The organism is Enterococcus pseudoavium NBRC 100491 (assembly GCF_001544295.1).
In the GTDB taxonomy this organism is placed as follows: Bacteria; Bacillota; Bacilli; order Lactobacillales; family Enterococcaceae; genus Enterococcus_A; species Enterococcus_A pseudoavium.
This window is the reverse complement of sequence record NZ_BCQF01000006.1, coordinates 19,171-37,742: the sequence shown is the minus strand read 5'-3', so window position 1 is coordinate 37,742 and position 18,572 is coordinate 19,171. Positions and strand designations below refer to the sequence as shown.

General features: G+C 38.9%; 20 protein-coding genes and 1 other annotated feature (1 of these 21 running past the window's edge). Of the genes, 17 read left to right on the top strand and 3 right to left on the bottom strand.

Annotation, left to right across the window (positions count from 1 at the left end):
• Positions 1-5: 5 nt before the first annotated feature.
• The 8 genes from pduM (at position 6) to EP1_RS04375 (ending at position 6,400) form a co-directional block, all read left to right on the top strand.
• Positions 6-518: a PduM family microcompartment protein gene (gene pduM / locus EP1_RS04410; protein ID WP_067624087.1), complete on the top strand. Its 513-nt coding sequence runs from the start codon at positions 6-8 to the stop codon at positions 516-518.
• Positions 500-772: a EutN/CcmL family microcompartment protein gene (locus EP1_RS04405; RefSeq protein WP_067624084.1), complete on the top strand. Its 273-nt coding sequence runs from the start codon at positions 500-502 to the stop codon at positions 770-772. Before pduM ends, EP1_RS04405 begins: the two co-directional genes overlap by 19 nt.
• A 12-nt stretch (positions 773-784) precedes the next feature.
• Positions 785-1,375: a cob(I)yrinic acid a,c-diamide adenosyltransferase gene (locus EP1_RS04400; protein ID WP_067624080.1), complete on the top strand. Its 591-nt coding sequence runs from the start codon at positions 785-787 to the stop codon at positions 1,373-1,375.
• Positions 1,368-1,832 carry a GlcG/HbpS family heme-binding protein gene (locus EP1_RS04395; RefSeq protein ID WP_067624077.1) on the top strand — a complete coding sequence of 155 codons (465 nt, stop codon included), beginning with the start codon at positions 1,368-1,370 and terminating at the stop codon, positions 1,830-1,832. Before EP1_RS04400 ends, EP1_RS04395 begins: the two co-directional genes overlap by 8 nt.
• A gap of 2 nt (positions 1,833-1,834) precedes the next feature.
• Positions 1,835-3,241, top strand: coding sequence for an aldehyde dehydrogenase family protein (locus tag EP1_RS04390; RefSeq protein ID WP_067624074.1), 1,407 nt, complete (start codon positions 1,835-1,837; stop codon positions 3,239-3,241).
• Position 3,242: 1 nt separating this feature from the next.
• Positions 3,243-4,361 carry a 1-propanol dehydrogenase PduQ gene (locus tag EP1_RS04385; RefSeq protein WP_067624071.1) on the top strand — a complete coding sequence of 373 codons (1,119 nt, stop codon included), beginning with the start codon at positions 3,243-3,245 and terminating at the stop codon, positions 4,359-4,361.
• Positions 4,362-4,486: 125 nt separating this feature from the next.
• Positions 4,487-5,194, top strand: a complete 708-nt coding sequence (locus EP1_RS04380) for an MIP/aquaporin family protein (RefSeq protein ID WP_067624067.1) — start codon at positions 4,487-4,489, stop codon at positions 5,192-5,194.
• 21 nt (positions 5,195-5,215) lie between these two features.
• On the top strand, positions 5,216-6,400 hold the full coding sequence (locus EP1_RS04375) for an acetate/propionate family kinase (protein ID WP_167540741.1): 1,185 nt from the start codon (positions 5,216-5,218) through the stop codon (positions 6,398-6,400).
• Positions 6,401-6,512: 112 nt separating this feature from the next.
• Here EP1_RS04375 and EP1_RS04370 read toward each other — a convergent pair whose 3' ends face one another.
• Genes EP1_RS04370 through EP1_RS04360 form a run of 3 tightly spaced genes read right to left on the bottom strand, consistent with a single transcriptional unit; the run spans position 6,513 to position 8,878 of the window.
• The gene (locus tag EP1_RS04370; RefSeq protein ID WP_067624060.1) at positions 6,513-7,175 is read right to left on the bottom strand and encodes a DUF2238 domain-containing protein; all 663 of its coding nucleotides are present in this window, start codon (positions 7,173-7,175) and stop codon (positions 6,513-6,515) included.
• Positions 7,165-7,674 carry a nucleoside 2-deoxyribosyltransferase gene (locus EP1_RS04365; RefSeq protein ID WP_067624056.1) on the bottom strand — a complete coding sequence of 170 codons (510 nt, stop codon included), beginning with the start codon at positions 7,672-7,674 and terminating at the stop codon, positions 7,165-7,167. Before EP1_RS04365 ends, EP1_RS04370 begins: the two co-directional genes overlap by 11 nt.
• Positions 7,661-8,878 (bottom strand): GNAT family N-acetyltransferase, encoded by a 1,218-nt coding sequence (locus EP1_RS04360; RefSeq protein ID WP_067624053.1) that lies wholly within the window; start codon positions 8,876-8,878, stop codon positions 7,661-7,663. The genes EP1_RS04365 and EP1_RS04360 overlap by 14 nt, the downstream gene beginning before the upstream one ends.
• 161 nt (positions 8,879-9,039) lie before the next feature.
• On the opposite strand from EP1_RS04360, the gene lepA reads away from it, so the two are divergent.
• From lepA to recQ, 9 genes are all read left to right on the top strand, one after another.
• Positions 9,040-10,878: a translation elongation factor 4 gene (lepA, locus tag EP1_RS04355; protein WP_067624050.1), complete on the top strand. Its 1,839-nt coding sequence runs from the start codon at positions 9,040-9,042 to the stop codon at positions 10,876-10,878.
• A 486-nt stretch (positions 10,879-11,364) separates the two neighbouring features.
• Positions 11,365-11,781: a DUF6323 family protein gene (locus tag EP1_RS04350; protein ID WP_067624047.1), complete on the top strand. Its 417-nt coding sequence runs from the start codon at positions 11,365-11,367 to the stop codon at positions 11,779-11,781.
• Complete coding sequence (locus tag EP1_RS04345; protein WP_067624043.1) at positions 11,782-12,960, top strand: DUF6179 domain-containing protein; 1,179 nt, start codon at positions 11,782-11,784, stop codon at positions 12,958-12,960.
• 386 nt (positions 12,961-13,346) lie between these two features.
• Positions 13,347-13,718: a dihydroneopterin aldolase gene (gene folB, locus EP1_RS04335; protein ID WP_067624037.1), complete on the top strand. Its 372-nt coding sequence runs from the start codon at positions 13,347-13,349 to the stop codon at positions 13,716-13,718.
• Positions 13,715-14,203, top strand: a complete 489-nt coding sequence (folK, locus tag EP1_RS04330) for a 2-amino-4-hydroxy-6-hydroxymethyldihydropteridine diphosphokinase (protein WP_067624033.1) — start codon at positions 13,715-13,717, stop codon at positions 14,201-14,203. The genes folB and folK overlap by 4 nt, the downstream gene beginning before the upstream one ends.
• A gap of 5 nt (positions 14,204-14,208) precedes the next feature.
• The gene (gene folE / locus EP1_RS04325; RefSeq protein WP_067624029.1) at positions 14,209-14,772 is read left to right on the top strand and encodes a GTP cyclohydrolase I FolE; all 564 of its coding nucleotides are present in this window, start codon (positions 14,209-14,211) and stop codon (positions 14,770-14,772) included.
• A 9-nt stretch (positions 14,773-14,781) separates the two neighbouring features.
• Entirely contained in the window at positions 14,782-15,387 is a 606-nt protein-coding gene (locus EP1_RS04320; RefSeq protein ID WP_067624026.1) for a non-canonical purine NTP pyrophosphatase, read from the top strand.
• A complete protein-coding gene (gene folP, locus EP1_RS04315) occupies positions 15,374-16,150 on the top strand; it encodes a dihydropteroate synthase (protein ID WP_376717064.1) in 777 nt (258 codons plus the stop codon). Before EP1_RS04320 ends, folP begins: the two co-directional genes overlap by 14 nt.
• Positions 16,151-16,363: 213 nt before the next feature.
• Positions 16,364-18,115 carry a DNA helicase RecQ gene (gene recQ, locus EP1_RS04310; protein WP_067624018.1) on the top strand — a complete coding sequence of 584 codons (1,752 nt, stop codon included), beginning with the start codon at positions 16,364-16,366 and terminating at the stop codon, positions 18,113-18,115.
• A gap of 251 nt (positions 18,116-18,366) precedes the next feature.
• Positions 18,367-18,572, top strand: a binding site (T-box leader); it runs 26 nt beyond the window's last position.

The following is an 18,572-nucleotide window of genomic DNA, read 5'->3' as shown; positions in this document are numbered from 1 at the left end:
TATAGATGGATGAAGAAAAACTCATCAGTTTGATCACTGAGCGTCTCACTAGAAGGGAAAAAGCTCGGCTAAATCTGCTTTGCCAGGAAAATTTTAGGCCAACACCTGTTCCAGATAAGCGAGTCTTTTTTGATTATCATTATATCGGATTGATCCAAGTCCCTATTCAGCTGATTCATGACCTTTATTATTTTGAAAAAGAACCGTGGATTGATTGGCTCTTGACCGGAATCTCCTATCAAGTTCAATTTGTCTTTGACCTCAGCGAGCAGACACTTGCCTTTGTTCCATGGAAAATGTTGACTCAATGGCCAATTGATTTTCATGTAGCAGGGAAAACAGTTGTCGCTTGTAAAAAAAAGACAATCAAGCGTGAAGATCTGTTATTACTGGAAGAGGGGTCGCTACTAGTTAAGACAAATCAGCAAAAAGTAACGGCTGAAGCTTTTGAACTTATTCAACGGAAAAAAATCAAAATACAAGAAAGGATCGATGAAGCATGTATATGGGGAAAGTAGTTGGCTCGATTGAAGCGAGTCAAAAGGATGCTTCACTTATCGGACGAAAATTAATGATCGTCCAACAGGTCAATAGCAATCAAGAAGAAATTCGTTACGAAGAAGTCGCTGCGGATACTGTTGGAGCAGGTGTAGGTGAATATGTCTTATTAGTAAAGGGAGCTGGCGCTCGTAAAACCCAGCGTGAAGCAACTGGCACACGTGATGTTGTCGATTGCGCAATTGTAGGAATTATCGATCGCTTTAATAAGTAAGGATGTGTGAGTATGGCTATCTATACAAAAACGGGCGATAAAGGAAGCACAAGTTTATTCGATGGAAAACGTGTAAAAAAGTATTCTGATCGAGTGGATACTTATGGGACATTCGATGAATGCAACGCGTTTATCAGTGTAGCAGCAAAGTTTTGTCGACACAGTGAAAACATTCAACTATTAGAAAAAATCCAATATAAAATGTTTCAGCTAGCTGGAGAGATTGCGACTGCGGATACTGATAAATTCTACGGTAAAAGTGAACAAATTTCTGAGGAGGATATTTTCAGTTTGGAAGATGTTATCGACCGTTATACTGAAAAATTACCTAAGATTACTTCGTTTATTTTGCCAGGGACTAGCGTTGCGGGAGCGCATCTACATTTAGCCCGAACGGTTTGTCGACGCGGGGAACGAATGCTCGTTCGTCTATCTGAAGAAGCGGAGATAACGATTCGCCCAGAACTCTTAAAATACGTAAATCGTCTCTCTGATTGTTTGTACATCATTGCTCGTGATGAAGACCATTTTGACAAGGAAGAAAAACAAGTCGATGAAATCGTCAAACGTTATCTCAACCAAGTAGGTGAACAAAATGAATAATTTAGAAGAAATGATCGAAAAAGCTGTTCTCACAGTGCAAGCAGAAGCACTTTTTTCTAAAAAAAATCTGCAGAAAACCATCGATATTGCAGAAAATAAGGCGCAAGAGATCAATGTTCCGGTAACGATTTGTATCAGTGATCTGGCTGGTAATCCTAGAATCCTTTATCGGATGGCTGAGGCTAAATTAGTCAGTTTGACTTTGGCACCCAAAAAAGCAAATTCTGCTTTGATGATGCAAGCGCCAACCAAAGATTTAAACAAAGATACTGAACCAGGTGGCGAGCTTTATCAAATAGAAACAATGCTAGATGGTAAATTGGTGACATTTGCTGGGGGCATTCCGATTGATTTCAAAGGAAAAATTATAGGGGCAATCGGCGTCAGCGGTGGTTTAGTATCAGAAGATCAATTAATTTGTGAGACTGCAGTGGCAGCCTTCTTAAAAGGAGAATAATAATGGCATCATTAGAAGAACAAATCAGAAAAATTTTAGCAGAAGAAATGGGTAAAGGTGCAGTAACATCCGTTTCAACTCGTGGAAATAAAGGGATTTTTACAACGGTCAACGATGCAGTTGCGGCTGCTAAAGCAGCGCAAGAAGTATATGTGGACTGTTCAATTGAAACCCGCAACAAAGTTGTAGAAGCAATTAAAGCAGGCTTTGCAGATTCATTAGACTATATTGCAGAAGAAATCGTCAAAGAAACTGGGATGGGAACTAAAGAAGCCAAAGTTAAAAAATTACAAAATGCTTTATACAATACACCAGGAACAGAAGACTTAACACCTGAAGTTCAAACTGGTGATGGTGGCTTAATCATGTATGAATACGCTCCTTTTGGAGTAATTGGTGCGGTTACCCCAAGTACCAATCCAGTTGAAACAGTTATTGCCAATGCAATTATGATGTTAGCTGGCGGAAATACTGTCTACTTTAGTGTTCACCCAGGAGCCAAAGTCATTTCTCGTTGGGCTGTCGAAAAAATTAATGAATTTATCTATGATGCGGTTAAATTAGAAAACTTAGTTGTCACGATTGAAACACCTTCAATCGAAGCAGCCCAAGAAATGATGAAACATCCAGATATCGCTGCATTAGTTGTAACAGGAGGTCCCGGTGTCGTTCATCAAGCGATGACTAGTGGTAAAAAAGCAATTGGTGCCGGTGCCGGAAATCCTCCAGCAATGGTAGATGAAACAGCGAATATTGCTCTTGCTGCTCACAATATTGTTGATTCTGCAGCATTCGATAATAATATTTTATGTACTGCTGAAAAGGAAATTGTTGCTGTTAATAGCATTAAAGACGAATTAATTCGTTTGATGCAACAAGAAGGAGCCTTCTTAGTTACAGATCCTAAAGACATTGAAACACTTGCTACAATCACGTTACGTGAAAATGGAACACCTAGCCGTAAATTTATCGGTAAAGATGCTTCATTCATTTTAGACGAAGCTCATATCAGTTATACTGGCAAACCGAAATTAATTATTTTGGAAGCTTCTAAAGATCATCCTTTGGTAGTCAAAGAAATGTTGATGCCAATCGTTCCAGTTGTATCTGCTCGTGACTTTGACGATATGTTAGCCATCGCAGTAGAAGTTGAAGGTGGCAACCACCACACTGCTTCAATCCATTCTGAATATTTACCAAACATCAATAAAGCAGCACACCGAATCAATACATCAATTTTTGTTGTTAATGGACCAACTTATTCTGGAACGGGTGTTGGCTTTACGGGGGCATCTGCCTTAACAATTTCAACACCAACAGGTGAAGGAACTACTACCGCGAAAACATTTACTCGCCGCCGTCGACTAAACTCACCTGAAGGATTTTCAATGAGAGTTTGGAGAGATTAAGATGGAACAATTGATCATTCCTACAAAAATTTATTCTGGGACCGATAGTTTATCGGTTCTAGATACAATTCAAAATAGTCGTATTCTGATGGTTTGTGACTCATTTTTACCAGAGAGTGATAGTCTAAAAAATATTCAAAGTCATTTAGCACCTTCCAATAGCGTAACTTTATTTTCTGATGTAAAACCTGATCCGCCGCTTGAAAATATCATGGCGGGGGTAGCCGTTTTTGAGACGGTAAAACCTGCGATTATGATCGGAATTGGTGGTGGATCTGCGATTGACACAGCCAAAGCCATCCGTTTCTTTGGTGAAAAATTGGTTGATCAATCACTGGAGTCTTTTATTGCCATCCCTACAACTAGCGGAACAGGCTCTGAGGTTACGAATACTGCTGTTGTATCTGATACAAAAAAAGGAGTGAAGTTCCCGATTATCAGAGATCATTTGATTCCTGATATTGCCATTTTAGAACCGACATTAGTTATGAGTGCGCCTAAAAGTGTAACAGCTTTTTCAGGGTTAGATGTCTTGACCCATGCGTTAGAATCATTAGTTGCTAAAGATGCGAATCTTTTCACCGATGCGTTAGCTGAAAAAGCGATCGATACGATTGCGAATCAATTAGTTTCAGCTTATCAAGTTGGCGACGATGTTAAAACTAGACAAATGATTCATGAAGCTTCTTGTGCTGCTGGTTTAGCATTCAACACGGCTGGTCTGGGAATCTGTCATTCGTTGGCGCATCAACTAGGTGCTAAATTCCATGTTCCTCATGGTCTTGCTAATGCGATGCTCTTACCACATATCGTCGCTTTCAATGGTCAGGACAAAACAGTTGCAGAAAAATACGGAAAAGCAATCGTCAAAGCGCACTTAGGCTCACCAACGTTAAGTGATAATTTATTGATCAAACGATTGCAAAAACATATCTTTGCAATGATGCGTGAAATGAATTGTCCAAAAACTTTGAAAGATTTTGCTATCAAGGAAAAAGATGTTCTTGAAAATATCGATTGGATCGTCAGTCATGCAAAAGAAGATGGAACGTTCCCAGGAAATCCGATTGTACCAACAGATGATGAATTGAAAGAATTAATTATAAAAATCATTAAGTAGTCCCTAATCTATGATTCAAGAGACAACGAATGTGCGACTCATGAAACAGCGGTGAAAAAATGGTAGCCCTGTCGAGTGGGTCATTTTTTAAGGGAAATATATTAAACGGAATAAGGAGTGTATTTATGGGAGAATATTTGGGCGAATTTATGGGGACAATGGTTTTGGTTGTACTCGGAATTGGTTTAAGCGCCAGTGTCAATTTAAAAAATGCGTATGCAAAAGGAGCCGATTGGTTATATATCTGTTTCGGTTGGGGGCTTGCAGTAATGTTTGGTGTCTATGTAGCAGGTGCTTTTGGAGCTGAAGGACATCTGAACCCAGCAGTTACACTATCTTTTGCAGCTTTTCATCTATTTGCTAAAACAAAAGTTGTCGGTTACTTAATTGCACAATTTTTAGGGGCTTTTCTAGGAGCCGTTGTTATTGCAATTCACTATTATCCACATTTTCAAGCAACCAAAACAGAAGAAGAGGGGAATCATGCTGGCATTTTCGGTACTGGCCCCAAAGTTCCTGGGAAAAAGAGCTGGAACTTTATCAGTGAATTAATCGCGACTTTCTTCTTTGTGTATGTTTTGTTGAATTTAGGTGAATTTACAGTGGGGTTAAAACCGTTGATCGTCGGGATGGTGATTACCTCGGTGGGCTTAGCATTAGGCTCAACGACAGGCTACGCTTTGAATCCGGCCCGCGACTTTAGTCCTCGACTAGCCTATGCGATTTTACCGATTCCCAATAAGGGAGAAGCCCACATGGATTATGCATGGGTACCTATTTTGGGACCGATTGCCGGAGCATTTCTAGCGTGTTTTGTACATGCATTATTCTAAGCGAATTGAAAGGAAAAAGAAATTATGACCAAAATTATGGCAATTAATTCGGGGAGCTCTTCCTTGAAATTCAAACTATTTATTATGCCAGAAGAAACTGTTATCACTGAAGGAATCGTAGAACGAATCGGGTCAGTCGATGCAATTTTTAGTTTTAAATATGCTGGTGAAAAAAATTCACGTACGACAACGATCAAAGATCATCAGCAAGCAGTCCAACTTGTATTGGATACACTAATCAAACAGGAAATCATTAAATCTTATGATGAGATTGCAGGAGTGGGGCATAGAATCTCTCATGGAGGCACATATTATCAAGATGCCACCTTGATTGATGAAGCTGTCGAAGCACATGTCGATGAATTAAGTACGTTGTCACCGCTGCATAATCCAGTTAATTTAATCGGTATTCAATCGTTTGAAAAAGTTTTACCTACCGCTAAACAAGTAGCGATTTTTGATACATCTTTCCACCACACGATTCCAGAAAAGAATTATATGTACGCATTGCCTTATAGATATTATGAGGAATATGGGATTCGGCGTTATGGTTTCCATGGTCCCAGTCATCAATATGTTTCAGAAAAAGCAATTTCATTGAATCCTGCTACTCATAAAATGATTACTTGTCATATCGGTAGCGGCGCTAGCATCGCTGCGATTCTTGAAGGAAAATCGATCAATACATCAATGGGCTTTACGCCATTGGCTGGCTTGGTTATGGGAACACGAACAGGAGATATAGATCCTCAGATTATTCCTTTTATCCAAGAAAAAGAAGGATTAGATGCGCAAGGAATCAAAGACTTGCTTAATAAGAAATCTGGTTTATTGGGTCTTTCAGGAATTTCAAATGATTGTCGTGATATTGAAGCAGCCGCGTCTTCAGGAAATTCTCGCGCACAGCTTGCGTTAGATGTGTTTGCTCATCAAATTATTCATTATATTGGTGCTTATGCCGCTGATTTGAATGGTTTAGATACGCTTGTTTTTACTGCTGGCGTAGGGGAGCACTCAGCAAGCGTTCGTAAAATGGTCTGTGATTCTCTAACATATTTAGGTGTTAAAATTGATGAAAGCAAGAACCAAGATAACGCTTTATCGATTGAATCTGCGGATAGCAAAGTCAAAGTTATGGTTATTCCGACAGATGAAGAAGTAATCATTGCTCGTGATGTTATGCGTGTTGCCCAATTGGAAAAATAAGAAAACAAGAGGTGTGACAAAATTTTGTCACACCTCTTGTTTCTGAATAAATTATGTTTCAAAAGTAGTTTTTCGACTTATTTCCGAAAAACTACTTTTGGCATAATCTCTTTTATCTACTAATTTTTTTCAAGCGATATTCTTCAAAATAACCGGCATTCCCATGACTTTGAATTTTAGCATAGATTCCCATTAAGAACGCTCCAACAGTATTGGTCAGTAGATCGCCCATGGTATCCATCAAAGCGGCACGACCAACTAATAATTTTCCGGCTGAAGTCGCGTAGCGTTGCAGATTCATATTTGCGACTGTGTCACAGAGAAATTCCCAAAATTCCCAGAAAACCCCACAAACACCCGCGAAAGCAAAACCGAATAATAAGAAAAGCCAAGGCGACGTTTTGCTGATTTTCGCCTCTTTCATAAAGAAACCAATCAATCCATACCCCAGTGCGGTCAAAACCATTGGACTGACAGAATGGAGAATCTTATCCCAAAAAGAAATAATTGAAATCATATGCAAAGAAGTTCCTAAAAAGACCGAGATGACTAGAAAGAACCAGTAAAAATAAATGATTTTTTCAGGCAAAACAAGTTTAAATAATTTGGTGATGATTTCAGGTAGGAAGATCAAAGCGATCCCAGCCAAACATTCGATTATAAAGATAACGCCTTGTTTCGTGGAATATTTGCCAATCACAAATTCATAGATATTGTAGACCAAGCAGAATGCAGAAAAGACCAATAAGGCTGTTCGATATCTTTTATAAGTCATGGAGCTCACGACCTTCTGCAAAGGATTTAATCTGTTCCAATAAGGCTGTTTCGCTGTTGACAATTGTTCCATTCAGTTTGATCAATCCTACGGTATATAGGTTTAAATAATGAAACTGATTTTCGGCAGGTGTCTGTAAAGCCGTTAATTTTTGGGAATTGTCAGCACCTTGTTGACGGGAATCCGTGTACAAACCAATCACCGGAATTTTTTTTGCATAAGCGACTCCGATTTCTGAGGCAACCCCGGCATCAATCGTGATTCCGTCTAATAAAGCAATCATCAAGTCACTTTTCAAAACTTCTTCTGTATCAGCAAGAGCAATCATCTTACTATCCGCATAGGCGGACTTATCGTTGATTCCAGCATTTTCTTGAGGAAGATACACGGTCAAGTTTGTTGCAAGTTCACGAATTTTCTTAACCAGTTGTTGATTATAAAGTAAATCACTTTGGGCAAATAAAGGTGCCGCAAAATAAATATGTTTAGAAGTAGTCACTAAAATACGCCTCCATATCAGGGATTGTTGTTTCTAATAGTTCAATTGCTTTTTTACTGGCTTCTAGCCGTTCGATTCGTGCGAGGTAAGCAGCTCGGCGATAATTCATCAACATACAAGTCAAGGTCTGAATGTTTAGCCGAATACCTTCGCCCTTTGGTTGATCGGAAATGTGGAGTTTTCCGGAGTTGTCCCAACTCAATGCAAAGACGCCATTGTTCCATTTGGCCACCGGGTCTTCAACCTCAAAATAAAAAGGCTCCACTGGTTTTTCAAAAGGAAATTCTTGCAAAAATTCTTTGACATCAACGATTCGCGCCATAAAGAATGGAGCGATGGTTTCGCTAATCTCGCTGTCATCAAGTAAGAAAGAGAGGGGTTCATTTTTAAAAATATCACCTTTGACCCAATAGACCATTGAAAAATGGGCGCTAATAAAATTCCATAGGCCATTGCGCGCTTCTTGATTTAAATAGAACATTTCTTTAATATGAAAAACTTCGTCAGAAATCCAATAGAACAATACACCAGCTGGTTTTTTATCAGCATCGTAGTAGATGGCCGCGGTCCGTTCTTCTTCATTTTCAAAGCGCCAGTATTCTTCCCAGTTCAATTCTTTTCTGATCATAGCGCCGTGATTGTTTAAGGCGAATTCATGATAAACTTGATAAACGTCGGGATCATCGACTTCTTTCCGTTCAACGATTCCGGGTAACGCGACTTGTTTAGGTAATTGGGTATCTTTGATTTTAAAGCTGAGCTTATCCGACATAATTTCCCAGCCTTTACGGCGATAGTAAGGAATATTATATGGATATAAATATGAAATCCATTGCTGATCTTCCCGCATCTGGACTAAGGCTTTTTCGATGAGCTCTTTCATCAATCCGTGATTGGCATATTCGGGATAAGTTCCGACGCCAGTAACACCGCCCATTTGAAAAAGTTTGCCATGAATATTCACTTCACAAGGATAAATTGCGATTTGAGAAATTAATTTATCTTCATGGAACCAGCCAAAAACTTTCGATTGTTCCAATACGGGTTTTTTCGCTCGAACCATTTCACGCTTATTTTCGTACCCGCTATTTTCTATATCACTCTCGGTGACCTGAAAAACATAGCTAAGTAGTTCATCATACTGAGCCAGGTGTTCTTCACTAACAGGCTTTAAGACTAGTTGCTTCCTAAAGTCATTATCCATTCTTTCATCTCCTAGTTTTTGTTCACTGTTTACCTTCTTAGTATAGCAAAAGCAAGATGATATTTCTCTTATGGACCTTGGGAAATAGGGGAAAAGACTTTTTTTATATCAGAAACGTTGGTATAATTGACAGTGCTGACTAAAAGAAATGAGGAACTTTAATGAATATAGAAGAATTGAAGCAACGCCAAAAAATGATTCGAAATTTTTCGATCATTGCGCATATTGATCATGGCAAGTCCACACTGGCTGACCGGATCTTAGAACAAACGAATACTGTAAGTTCCCGTGAGATGCAAGAACAATTGTTAGACTCAATGGATTTGGAACGAGAACGCGGAATTACAATCAAATTAAATGCAGTGGAGTTACATTACACAGCCAATGATGGTGAAAACTATATTTTCCACTTAATTGACACCCCAGGGCATGTCGATTTTACTTATGAAGTCTCAAGGAGCTTAGCTGCCTGTGAAGGTGCTGTCCTCGTTGTTGATGCGGCCCAAGGGATTGAAGCACAAACCTTAGCTAATGTTTATTTAGCTCTGGATAATGATTTAGAGATCTTACCAGTTATCAATAAGATTGATTTGCCGGCAGCTGATCCTGAACGTGTGCGCAAAGAGATCGAAGACGTGATTGGAATCGATGCAGAAGATGCTGTACTTGCCAGTGCGAAAACTGGGATCGGAATCAGTGACATTTTAGAACAAATTGTAACAAACGTCCCCGCGCCTAGCGGTGATTTAGCAGCCCCGTTGAAAGCATTGATCTTTGATTCTATCTATGACAGTTATCGAGGAGTCGTTTTGAACGTTCGGATTACAGACGGAATTGTTCGTCCAGGCGATAAAATTCAATTGATGAGTAATGGAAAAACATTTGATGTAACAGAAGTAGGTGTCTTTTCACCAAAAGCAGTGAAACGTGACTATTTAATGGTAGGAGATGTCGGCTATATTACCGCCAGCATCAAATCAGTACAAGATACACGGGTCGGTGATACGGTCACCTTAGCTGATAATCCTGCTGAAGAAGCACTCGACGGGTATCGTAAAATGAATCCGATGGTCTTTTGTGGATTGTATCCAATCGATACTTCTCGCTACAATGACTTGCGAGAAGCGTTAGAAAAATTGCAGTTAAATGATGCAGCCCTACAATTTGAACCAGAAACCTCGCAAGCATTAGGTTTTGGCTTCCGCTGTGGTTTCTTAGGTTTGTTGCACATGGACGTAGTACAAGAACGCTTGGAACGTGAATTTAATCTGGAATTGATTACAACGGCGCCATCGGTTATCTACCATGTCAACTTAACCGACGGGACTAAACTAATTGTGGATAATCCTTCCGATTTTCCTGATCCATCTAAAATTCAAAATGTTGAAGAACCTTTCGTGAAAGCCAATATAATGGTACCAAATGAATACGTAGGTGCTGTGATGGAGTTATCACAACGTAAACGAGGCGAGTTCATCACGATGGATTATCTCGATGATTATCGGGTGAACGTAGTCTACCATATTCCGTTATCAGAAATTGTCTTTGACTTCTTCGACAAACTAAAATCCAGCACAAAAGGTTACGCGTCACTTGATTATGAAATGGCCGATTATCGAGAAAGTCGCCTAGTCAAGATGGATATTTTATTAAATGCTGAAAAAGTCGATGCCCTAAGTTTCATCGTTCACCGGGAATTTGCCCAAGAACGTGGTCGGGCCATCGTTGATAAGTTGAAAACGTTGATCCCGCGCCAACAATTTGAAGTGCCAATCCAAGCGACTATCGGAACAAAAATCGTTGCTCGGACAGATATCAAAGCTTTACGTAAAAATGTCTTAGCAAAATGTTACGGCGGGGATGTCTCTCGTAAACGGAAATTGTTAGAGAAACAAAAAGAAGGTAAGAAGCGCATGAAACAAATCGGTTCTGTCGAAGTACCGCAGGAAGCCTTCATGGCTGTCTTGAAAATGGATGAGGATGAACCTAAGAAGAAATAAAGGTTCATTGGTTTGTTTTCATGAAATGTCATTAATATATTAAAATCGCCCTATTTTTCGCCCTTAGTTTTATGGGAACGAAAAATAGGGCGATTTTATACGTCTGAATTTTATTTTTGCCACTGCTGGGTCTTAGTTTTGGGATCGTCAAAATTAAGGGGAATAAATGGAACAATAAATTCGTATTAAAAAAGCTATGCGACTGCCTCCTCCAAAAGTGGTCGTGCTATTTTGAATCTATTGCGAAAAAAGTGAGGAGTGGGTATGAGATATTAACTGCGTCTGTCAGTATTTGATTGTTATCTAAACTTATTTTCGATTTTTTAAAAGGAGACATGTTATTCAAAGTAACATAAAGAAAAGGTTAAGAACGAATTTTTTCGTTCTTAACCTTACTAACCATAATACCACAAAAGAGGTATAAAATCAAGATTGTATTCTCCGAGTATCCGTGCTATTAAGTTTAGGAAAGGGTGGAGAAGCTCTATGGTGAATTATGAAGCTTTGTTATTTAATGAAGAGGATAAGCAACAGTTAGTCCAAAAAGTCAATCAAGTGCTCCAGTTGAATGGCCAATCTTTTACACTAACTATCGCAGATGTGGAACAAATTTTGGACAGCAGGGAACAAGCGATGCTAGACCACCATCTGATCGATTTTAGTTTGAATAATTCGGTACATTTTATGAAGGGAATAGCCAAGAGACGTGGGATGTCAAAATCAGAATATTTGAACATCGTAGAGGTGCTGCAAGAAAGTTTTTATTACTTGCACAGTATTCATCCGGCTGAAGATGAGCGATTACTGGAAATCATCTGGCGCCTATATGAAAAATTCGATGGCAATTTAGAATATATTCAAGGATATATTGAAGATTTTCCTGGATCTAAGGGGGATGAGTAAATGTATCAAGTAAGTTTTTCTGATAAAGAGTTTCAACGATTTTTTATTCAGCACTTGCAGAGTCGTCTAAGTGGCAGTAGTGTTTTAGCAGTGGACGAAATCGAAAATATTCGTCAGTCAGTTCTATTTGTGATGGATCACGCTATAGAAGGACAAACAGTAGAGTCACGTTTCAATAGTGGCAAACAGAGGTTAGCTGTAAAATTAGCAAAAGTTGCAGAAATTCATGGCCAACTTAAAGAAAATTATCACTGCTTTGGAATCGAATCGATGAGGGATACATTGGAGGAACTGACAAAGTTTTTCACGACCTACGATATAGATTACAAGGCCACCGAATCTGGCTCGGCTTGGATTGATTATCAGTTGGCAAATCCTGTAGATGATTTACGATATAAGGGAATCGATTTTGTGGAACAGTATCTGAGTCGTTTGACGATAGAAAATGATTTTATTATTCAAATTGCGCCAAAGCAGGTTCAGGAAGTGCTAAAATCCTATACTAAAAAACTCCGGTTTGACTATCGTAAAGATATTAATAATCTGTATCAAGTGGTGCTGAATCAGTGGTTTGCCAAAAAGATTGCCAATTCTTCAGAAACCACGTTACTGGTAACAGAACCGGAAGCAGAGTATGTTTATAGCTGTATTCAGCAGCAGAAAATTCCGGATGAACTCACACTTTTATTGGATCAGCAGCCGTATCATAAACAGACTATCCAACATTTTATTCAGCGGATCGCCCTCTTGGACTCGGTTTCTTCTTTGAAAAATGTTTTGCTAATGGAAGATAAAGGACAAATGATGTTAACTTTAATACCGGCAATGACCGCTAAGGAATTCAATCAAAAGATGGAAAGTTTTCATATGCTGGAGACTGAGATAGAACAAGTGGATTTTTTATTGAAAGAAATTCTTTCACCTTATGATTTATTTGAATTTTTGGAAGTGGAGTTTGTGCCAGAATTATTTTATCGACAGCTTCCTTTTGAACGTGGATTAGGGTTGATTCTAGTGCTGAATCAGTTTAAAGAAGGTATGTTAGAGACTTGGGAGGATATTTTATTCTTATCCAATTGCGGATTAAAAATATTTGTGGAGAGATTGGAAGAATCCCAGAAAACGATGATTACTTCGGCTTTGAAACAGTTTACGATTGGAGAACGAGATTTTTCTTAATTTACGTAGGAGTATAAAATCTGGTCTTTTTTAGTGGTTTTAACTTATTTTCCCCACATACGCTATGGCTTCTGGACTCATCAAAAATCCATCAAGTGGACGAACGCTTACCCAAGACAAACGACTGTAAGAAAGTTCAAAAAAGCGATTGCGATGATGTTGGCTGACTTTTTCGTTTGGTCGTTTACTATTGTCACTAAAGATATTTTGAGGCTGTATAAAAAATTGGCAGTAAGGAACTATCTATTTTTGCTTGGTACACATTTAAAAGGTGTGTATCATTGAAATTTACGATTTTAGAGATGTTACGATCTATGGTAAGATAACGATAGCAATTTCATTGGATGAATTCGACAATGAAAACTAGTAGTAGTGGAGGCATGATGATGGGGAAAATTCGAATCAATAATCTTAAGTTTTACACCAAAAATGGTGTTCTAAAGGAAGAACGTATTTTAGGACAACAATTAGAAATAGATGTTGAGTTGACAATGGATTTGACTAAAGCGGGGAAAACAGATGATGTAGCTGATACTGTCAACTATGCTGAAGTGAATGATCAAATCGCAGCAAGACTGGAAAAGGATTCATTTGATTTAATTGAAGCAGTAGCTTCAGCAATTTTAGATGACATTGAAAAAAATCATGGAAAAAAATTACAAAAGGCCATGGTTCGAATCCGAAAATATAGTGTTCCAATGCCGGGGATTTTTGATAATATTGAGATCGAAATGGAAAGAGAGCTGGGAGTAAAATGACAATAGGTTATCTAGCTCTTGGTAGTAATTTAGGAAATCGAATTGACTATTTAAGAAAAGCTGTCACTTATTTAAATCAGACGGCAGGAATCACCGTATTAGAGAAATCAGCAATTTACGAAACGAAACCTTATGGTGATGTTCCGCAAGATAATTATTTAAATGCAGTCGTAAAAATTGAGACGAATTTAGAACCACTAAAATTATTGGATCAAACCCAGCTGATCGAAAAAAAATTAGGACGCGAACGATTGATTCACTGGGGACCACGAACGATTGATATCGATATCCTATTATTGGAAGATTTAACGTTTTCTGATCAGCGTTTAACGATTCCTCATAGTGAAATCAAAAAGCGTTCCTTTGTTCTGGTTCCGCTGAAAGATGTTTACTCCCAAAGTTTACTATTTGGACAGGCAATCGAAGACTTAATTGATCAAACGGGCAATCAAGAAGAAGTATGGAATAGTACAGAAAGTTGGTAGTAGGAATGGATTTGCAGCAAGAGAAGATCGAAGCAGCAGTTACCCAAATTTTGGAAGCATTAGGAGAAGATCCGAAACGAGAAGGTCTAATCAACACACCAAGACGGGTTGCTAAAATGTATCAGGAAATATTTAGTTCACTAAATGAACCAGAATTTAATGATTACCCGTTATTTGATAGTGGCAATGACAACGATATGGTATTAGTAAAAGAAATCCAGTTTTATTCCATGTGCGAGCATCATCTTTTACCATTTTTCGGAAAAGTCCACGTTGCGTATGTTCCTGAGGGCAATAAGGTAGTGGGGTTAAGTAAATTGCCACGCCTGGTGGAGTACTGTGCCAAACGTCCCAGTGTCCAAGAAAATCTAACGGTCATGATTGCGGATCAATTAGTCAAGCATGTGCCAGTTAAAGGGGTCGCGGTAGCAATCGAGGCAGAACATATGTGTATGACGATGCGAGGTGTCAAAACACCGAATAGTTTGACTAAAACTTTCCATTATAGAGGGATTTTTAAAGAAGACCGCGAATGGAAAAAAGATTTCTTAGCGGCAATTAATAACTAGGTGCAAGAAATGAAGATTATTGTTGGAACGAATAATCAAGGCAAACTAACCGAGATGCAGGATAGTATCCAGTCAGACCAAGTGAGACTGATTTCTTATACGGAATATACTAAACAGAGGCTGGATTTTGCGGAGACGGGTAAAACTTTTCGGGAAAATGCTGTAGAAAAGGCCGAAAATTTTTGTCATTCGTTGAACCAGCCCGTTCTCGCTGATGATGGTGGTTTAGTTTTGGCAGCTTTTCCCCAATTGCTAGGGATTAAAACTGCGCGCTTTTTTAAAACGGGATTGAGTGATCAGGAAAAGAACCAGCAATTGTTCGATTTGATGAAAGACCAAACCAATCGAAAGGTCACACTGTTTGCGACATTAGCATATGCTAATCCCAAAGGTTCGATATTGGTCGTTGAAAAATCACTGTCTGGGGAACTGACCCTTGAAGAAATCGGGACTGAAGGTTACGGGTTTGATCGGATTTTTTTCATTCCGAGTATCGGCAAGACATTGGCTCAGTTACCGTTAGAGGAACGAAATCGTTACAGTCCGCGAACAAGAGCATTACGCGAGCTGACTAATCAGATAGTGCTGGAGGCAAATGGAAATGAAAAAGATTAAGGTTATGGGCATCGTTAATGTAACACCGGATTCATTTTCCGATGGTGGTAAGTTTTATCAACCTGAAAAAGCTGTGGCGCATGCGTTTGAACTGATTCAAGAGGGGGCTGATATTTTAGACCTTGGAGCTCAATCGACTCGGCCCGGCTATATAGAGGTTTCTCCGGAAGAAGAAATAAAACGGATTGCTCCAGTCATAAATGCAATTCGTGAAAAAAGCACGATTCCTATCTCGATTGATACTTATTTTCCCCAGGTAGCTGATTATGCTTTAGCAAATGGCGCAACCATTTTAAATGATGTACGGGGACTTGACCTAGATGGTATGATGGAGGTTGCTAAGAAATATCCGCAAGCGAAATTGATTATTATGCATTCTCGTCCTAGAAAATCAGAACTTAGCTTAGAAGCAGATTTGCAAGCCTTTTATGAAGAAAAATATCAAGCCTGTTTAGCTGCGGGAATAAATCAAAAAAGAATTTGTTTTGATCCAGGGATTGGTTTTGGGAAAAGCATGGAAGAAAATATTGATCTGCTAAAACATCCAGAGAAATATCGTTACAAAAATATTCCGCTGCTTTATGGCGTCTCACGCAAACGAACCATTGCTCATTTAGTGGATGAAGAACGTCCTTTAGAAAGAGATTATGGATCAGTCACCGCCAGTTTATTTGCGGCGATTCATGGAGTTGAATTAGTACGAGTTCATCAAGTCAAAGGCATGAAAGATGCATTAAAAATTTGGCAGCAATTAGCTGAGTAGCCTTTAAAAAGAAAGTCAATCAATTTTTTAGAATAGTATCGCATATGCTTAGGACTGTTGACAAAGTTGTGAAAATGACTACTGTTAACGGTCTTTTGTTGTTAATGCTTTTGCTAAATGTGGGACCAATGTGTTAGATTTGGTGAACAAATCCTAGCAGCAATTTTAGACAAAAATGGTCATATAATGTTTGTTTTGAGAAAGGAACCAAAAATGGATCGAATGAGGGAATTATTAGCAGAAAAATTTGGGTATACGCAATTTCGAAGTGGTCAAGAAGCGATTATTCAAAAAGTATTGCAGAAAGAAAATGTTTTAGGGATCATGCCAACAGGTGGCGGGAAATCGATTTGTTATCAATTGCCAGCGTTAGTGCTTGAGGGTTTGACCTTAGTCATCTCACCTTTGATCTCGTTAATGAAAGATCAAGTTGATAGTTTGAACGAAGTCGGTATCCCAGCAGCATTTATCAATAGTACGTTATCGAATTTAGAAATGAATGAACGGGTGAAAAAGGCAGCACGCGGCGAAATCAAATTGCTATACGTTGCGCCAGAACGGCTGGAATCAGCTGATTTTCGTGAGTTATTACGCTATGTTCCAATCGAACTTTTAGCAGTTGATGAGGCGCATTGTATTTCTCAATGGGGCCACGATTTTCGACCAAGCTATTTGAAGTTAGCAGAAACTATTCAAAATTTTGATCAGCAGCCGACGATCATTGCATTGACCGCCACTGCCACACCGCAAGTGGCCGCTGATATTTCTGATTTGCTACACATTTCAAAAGAAAATGAGGTCAAAACTGGTTTTGCTCGGGAGAATTTAGCCTTTCAAGTAGTCAAGGAACAAAAGGATTTGTATTTATTGGAATATTTGAAACTGAATCAGGGTCAATCGGGGATTATTTATGCGTCTACTCGTAAAGAAGTCGAACGTCTATATCATCTCTTAAAACACCATGGTTTTGCTGTGGGGAGATATCACGGCGGTTTGAACGATCAGCAACGGCAACAGAATCAAGAGGATTTTTTATTTGATCGAATCGCAGTGATGATTGCCACCAATGCATTTGGAATGGGGATCAATAAAAGCAATGTCCGTTTTGTTATCCATGCGCAAATTCCCGGGAATTTGGAGTCTTATTATCAGGAAGCGGGGCGTGCGGGACGAGACGGTCTGCCTAGTGAGGCCGTATTATTGTATGCCCCACAGGATCTGCAGGTCCAGAAATTTTTTATTGAACAATCTCAATCAGAAACCACGTATCAACAAAATGAATATGCCAAATTGCGAGAAATGAATCAATATGCTCATACACAAATGTGCTTGCAACGTGCCATTTTAAACTATTTTGGGGAAGATCAGCCAGATTGTGGAAGATGTAGTAACTGTTTAGATGAGCGAGAACAAGTTGATATTACGATTGATGCACAAAAAGTGCTGTCTTGTGTCAAACGAATGGGTGAAAAATTTGGTAAAGCGTTAGTTGCGAAAGTTTTAACGGGTTCAAATGATCAGAAAATCAATCAATGGAAATTTCAGCAGTTGCCTACTTATGGTTTAATGAAAGAACAGTCACAAAAAGAGGTTGCTAATTTGATCGATTACTTGACGGCAGAACACTTTTTAGTACCTTCTGAAGGGCAGTATCCATTATTATCAGTTTCTGATCAGGGAGTTTTAGTTCTTTTAGGCAAACAAAAGGTCTATCGCAAACAAGCTCCAGTTAAAAAATTAGTAGCCGATGATGCATTGTTTGAAGAACTGCGCAATTTACGCTCACAGCTTGCGCAGGAAAAAAATCTTCCGCCGTATGTGATTTTTTCGGATAAAACGTTGACGGAGCTAGCTGAAAAACAGCCCCAGACATCGTTGGAATTTTTAAAGATTAAAGGTGTCGGGAAAAGCAAGCTAGATAATTATGGTGAGCAATTTTTAGCCTTGTTGAAATCAGAAAAATAATTCAGTTATACCAACTAGTGAATAAACCGCTAGCTTTTAAAAAAGTTAGCGGTTCATTTAGCTTAGGAATGCTTGATCAATTGGTCTGCGGGCAGTTAACCAGTTAAGTCAAAAGAAGCACAGATTTCTACTTGGAAAAAGTAGCAAGTCATTTAATTAGATTGAATAGTTATTTTAAGCTAGACCTATTCCACACTATTAGTTTTTAGTTGCATTTTTAAAAGAGTTATATTAGAATGATTTCAATTAATAAATGTGCGTTGAAGAGAAGAGTAACGGACCATGAAACGATTAAAGAGACCCTCGGCTGGTGAAAAGAGGGATCGTGGAAAGTTTGTGAAGATGAGCTCTGAGCATTCAGTTTGTTCACGCAAATTGGACGGGAAGCGACCGATATATCGCCGGGTATGTCTGTACCGTTGAGGTATTATCTGTAAGGATAATACGAATAAGGGTG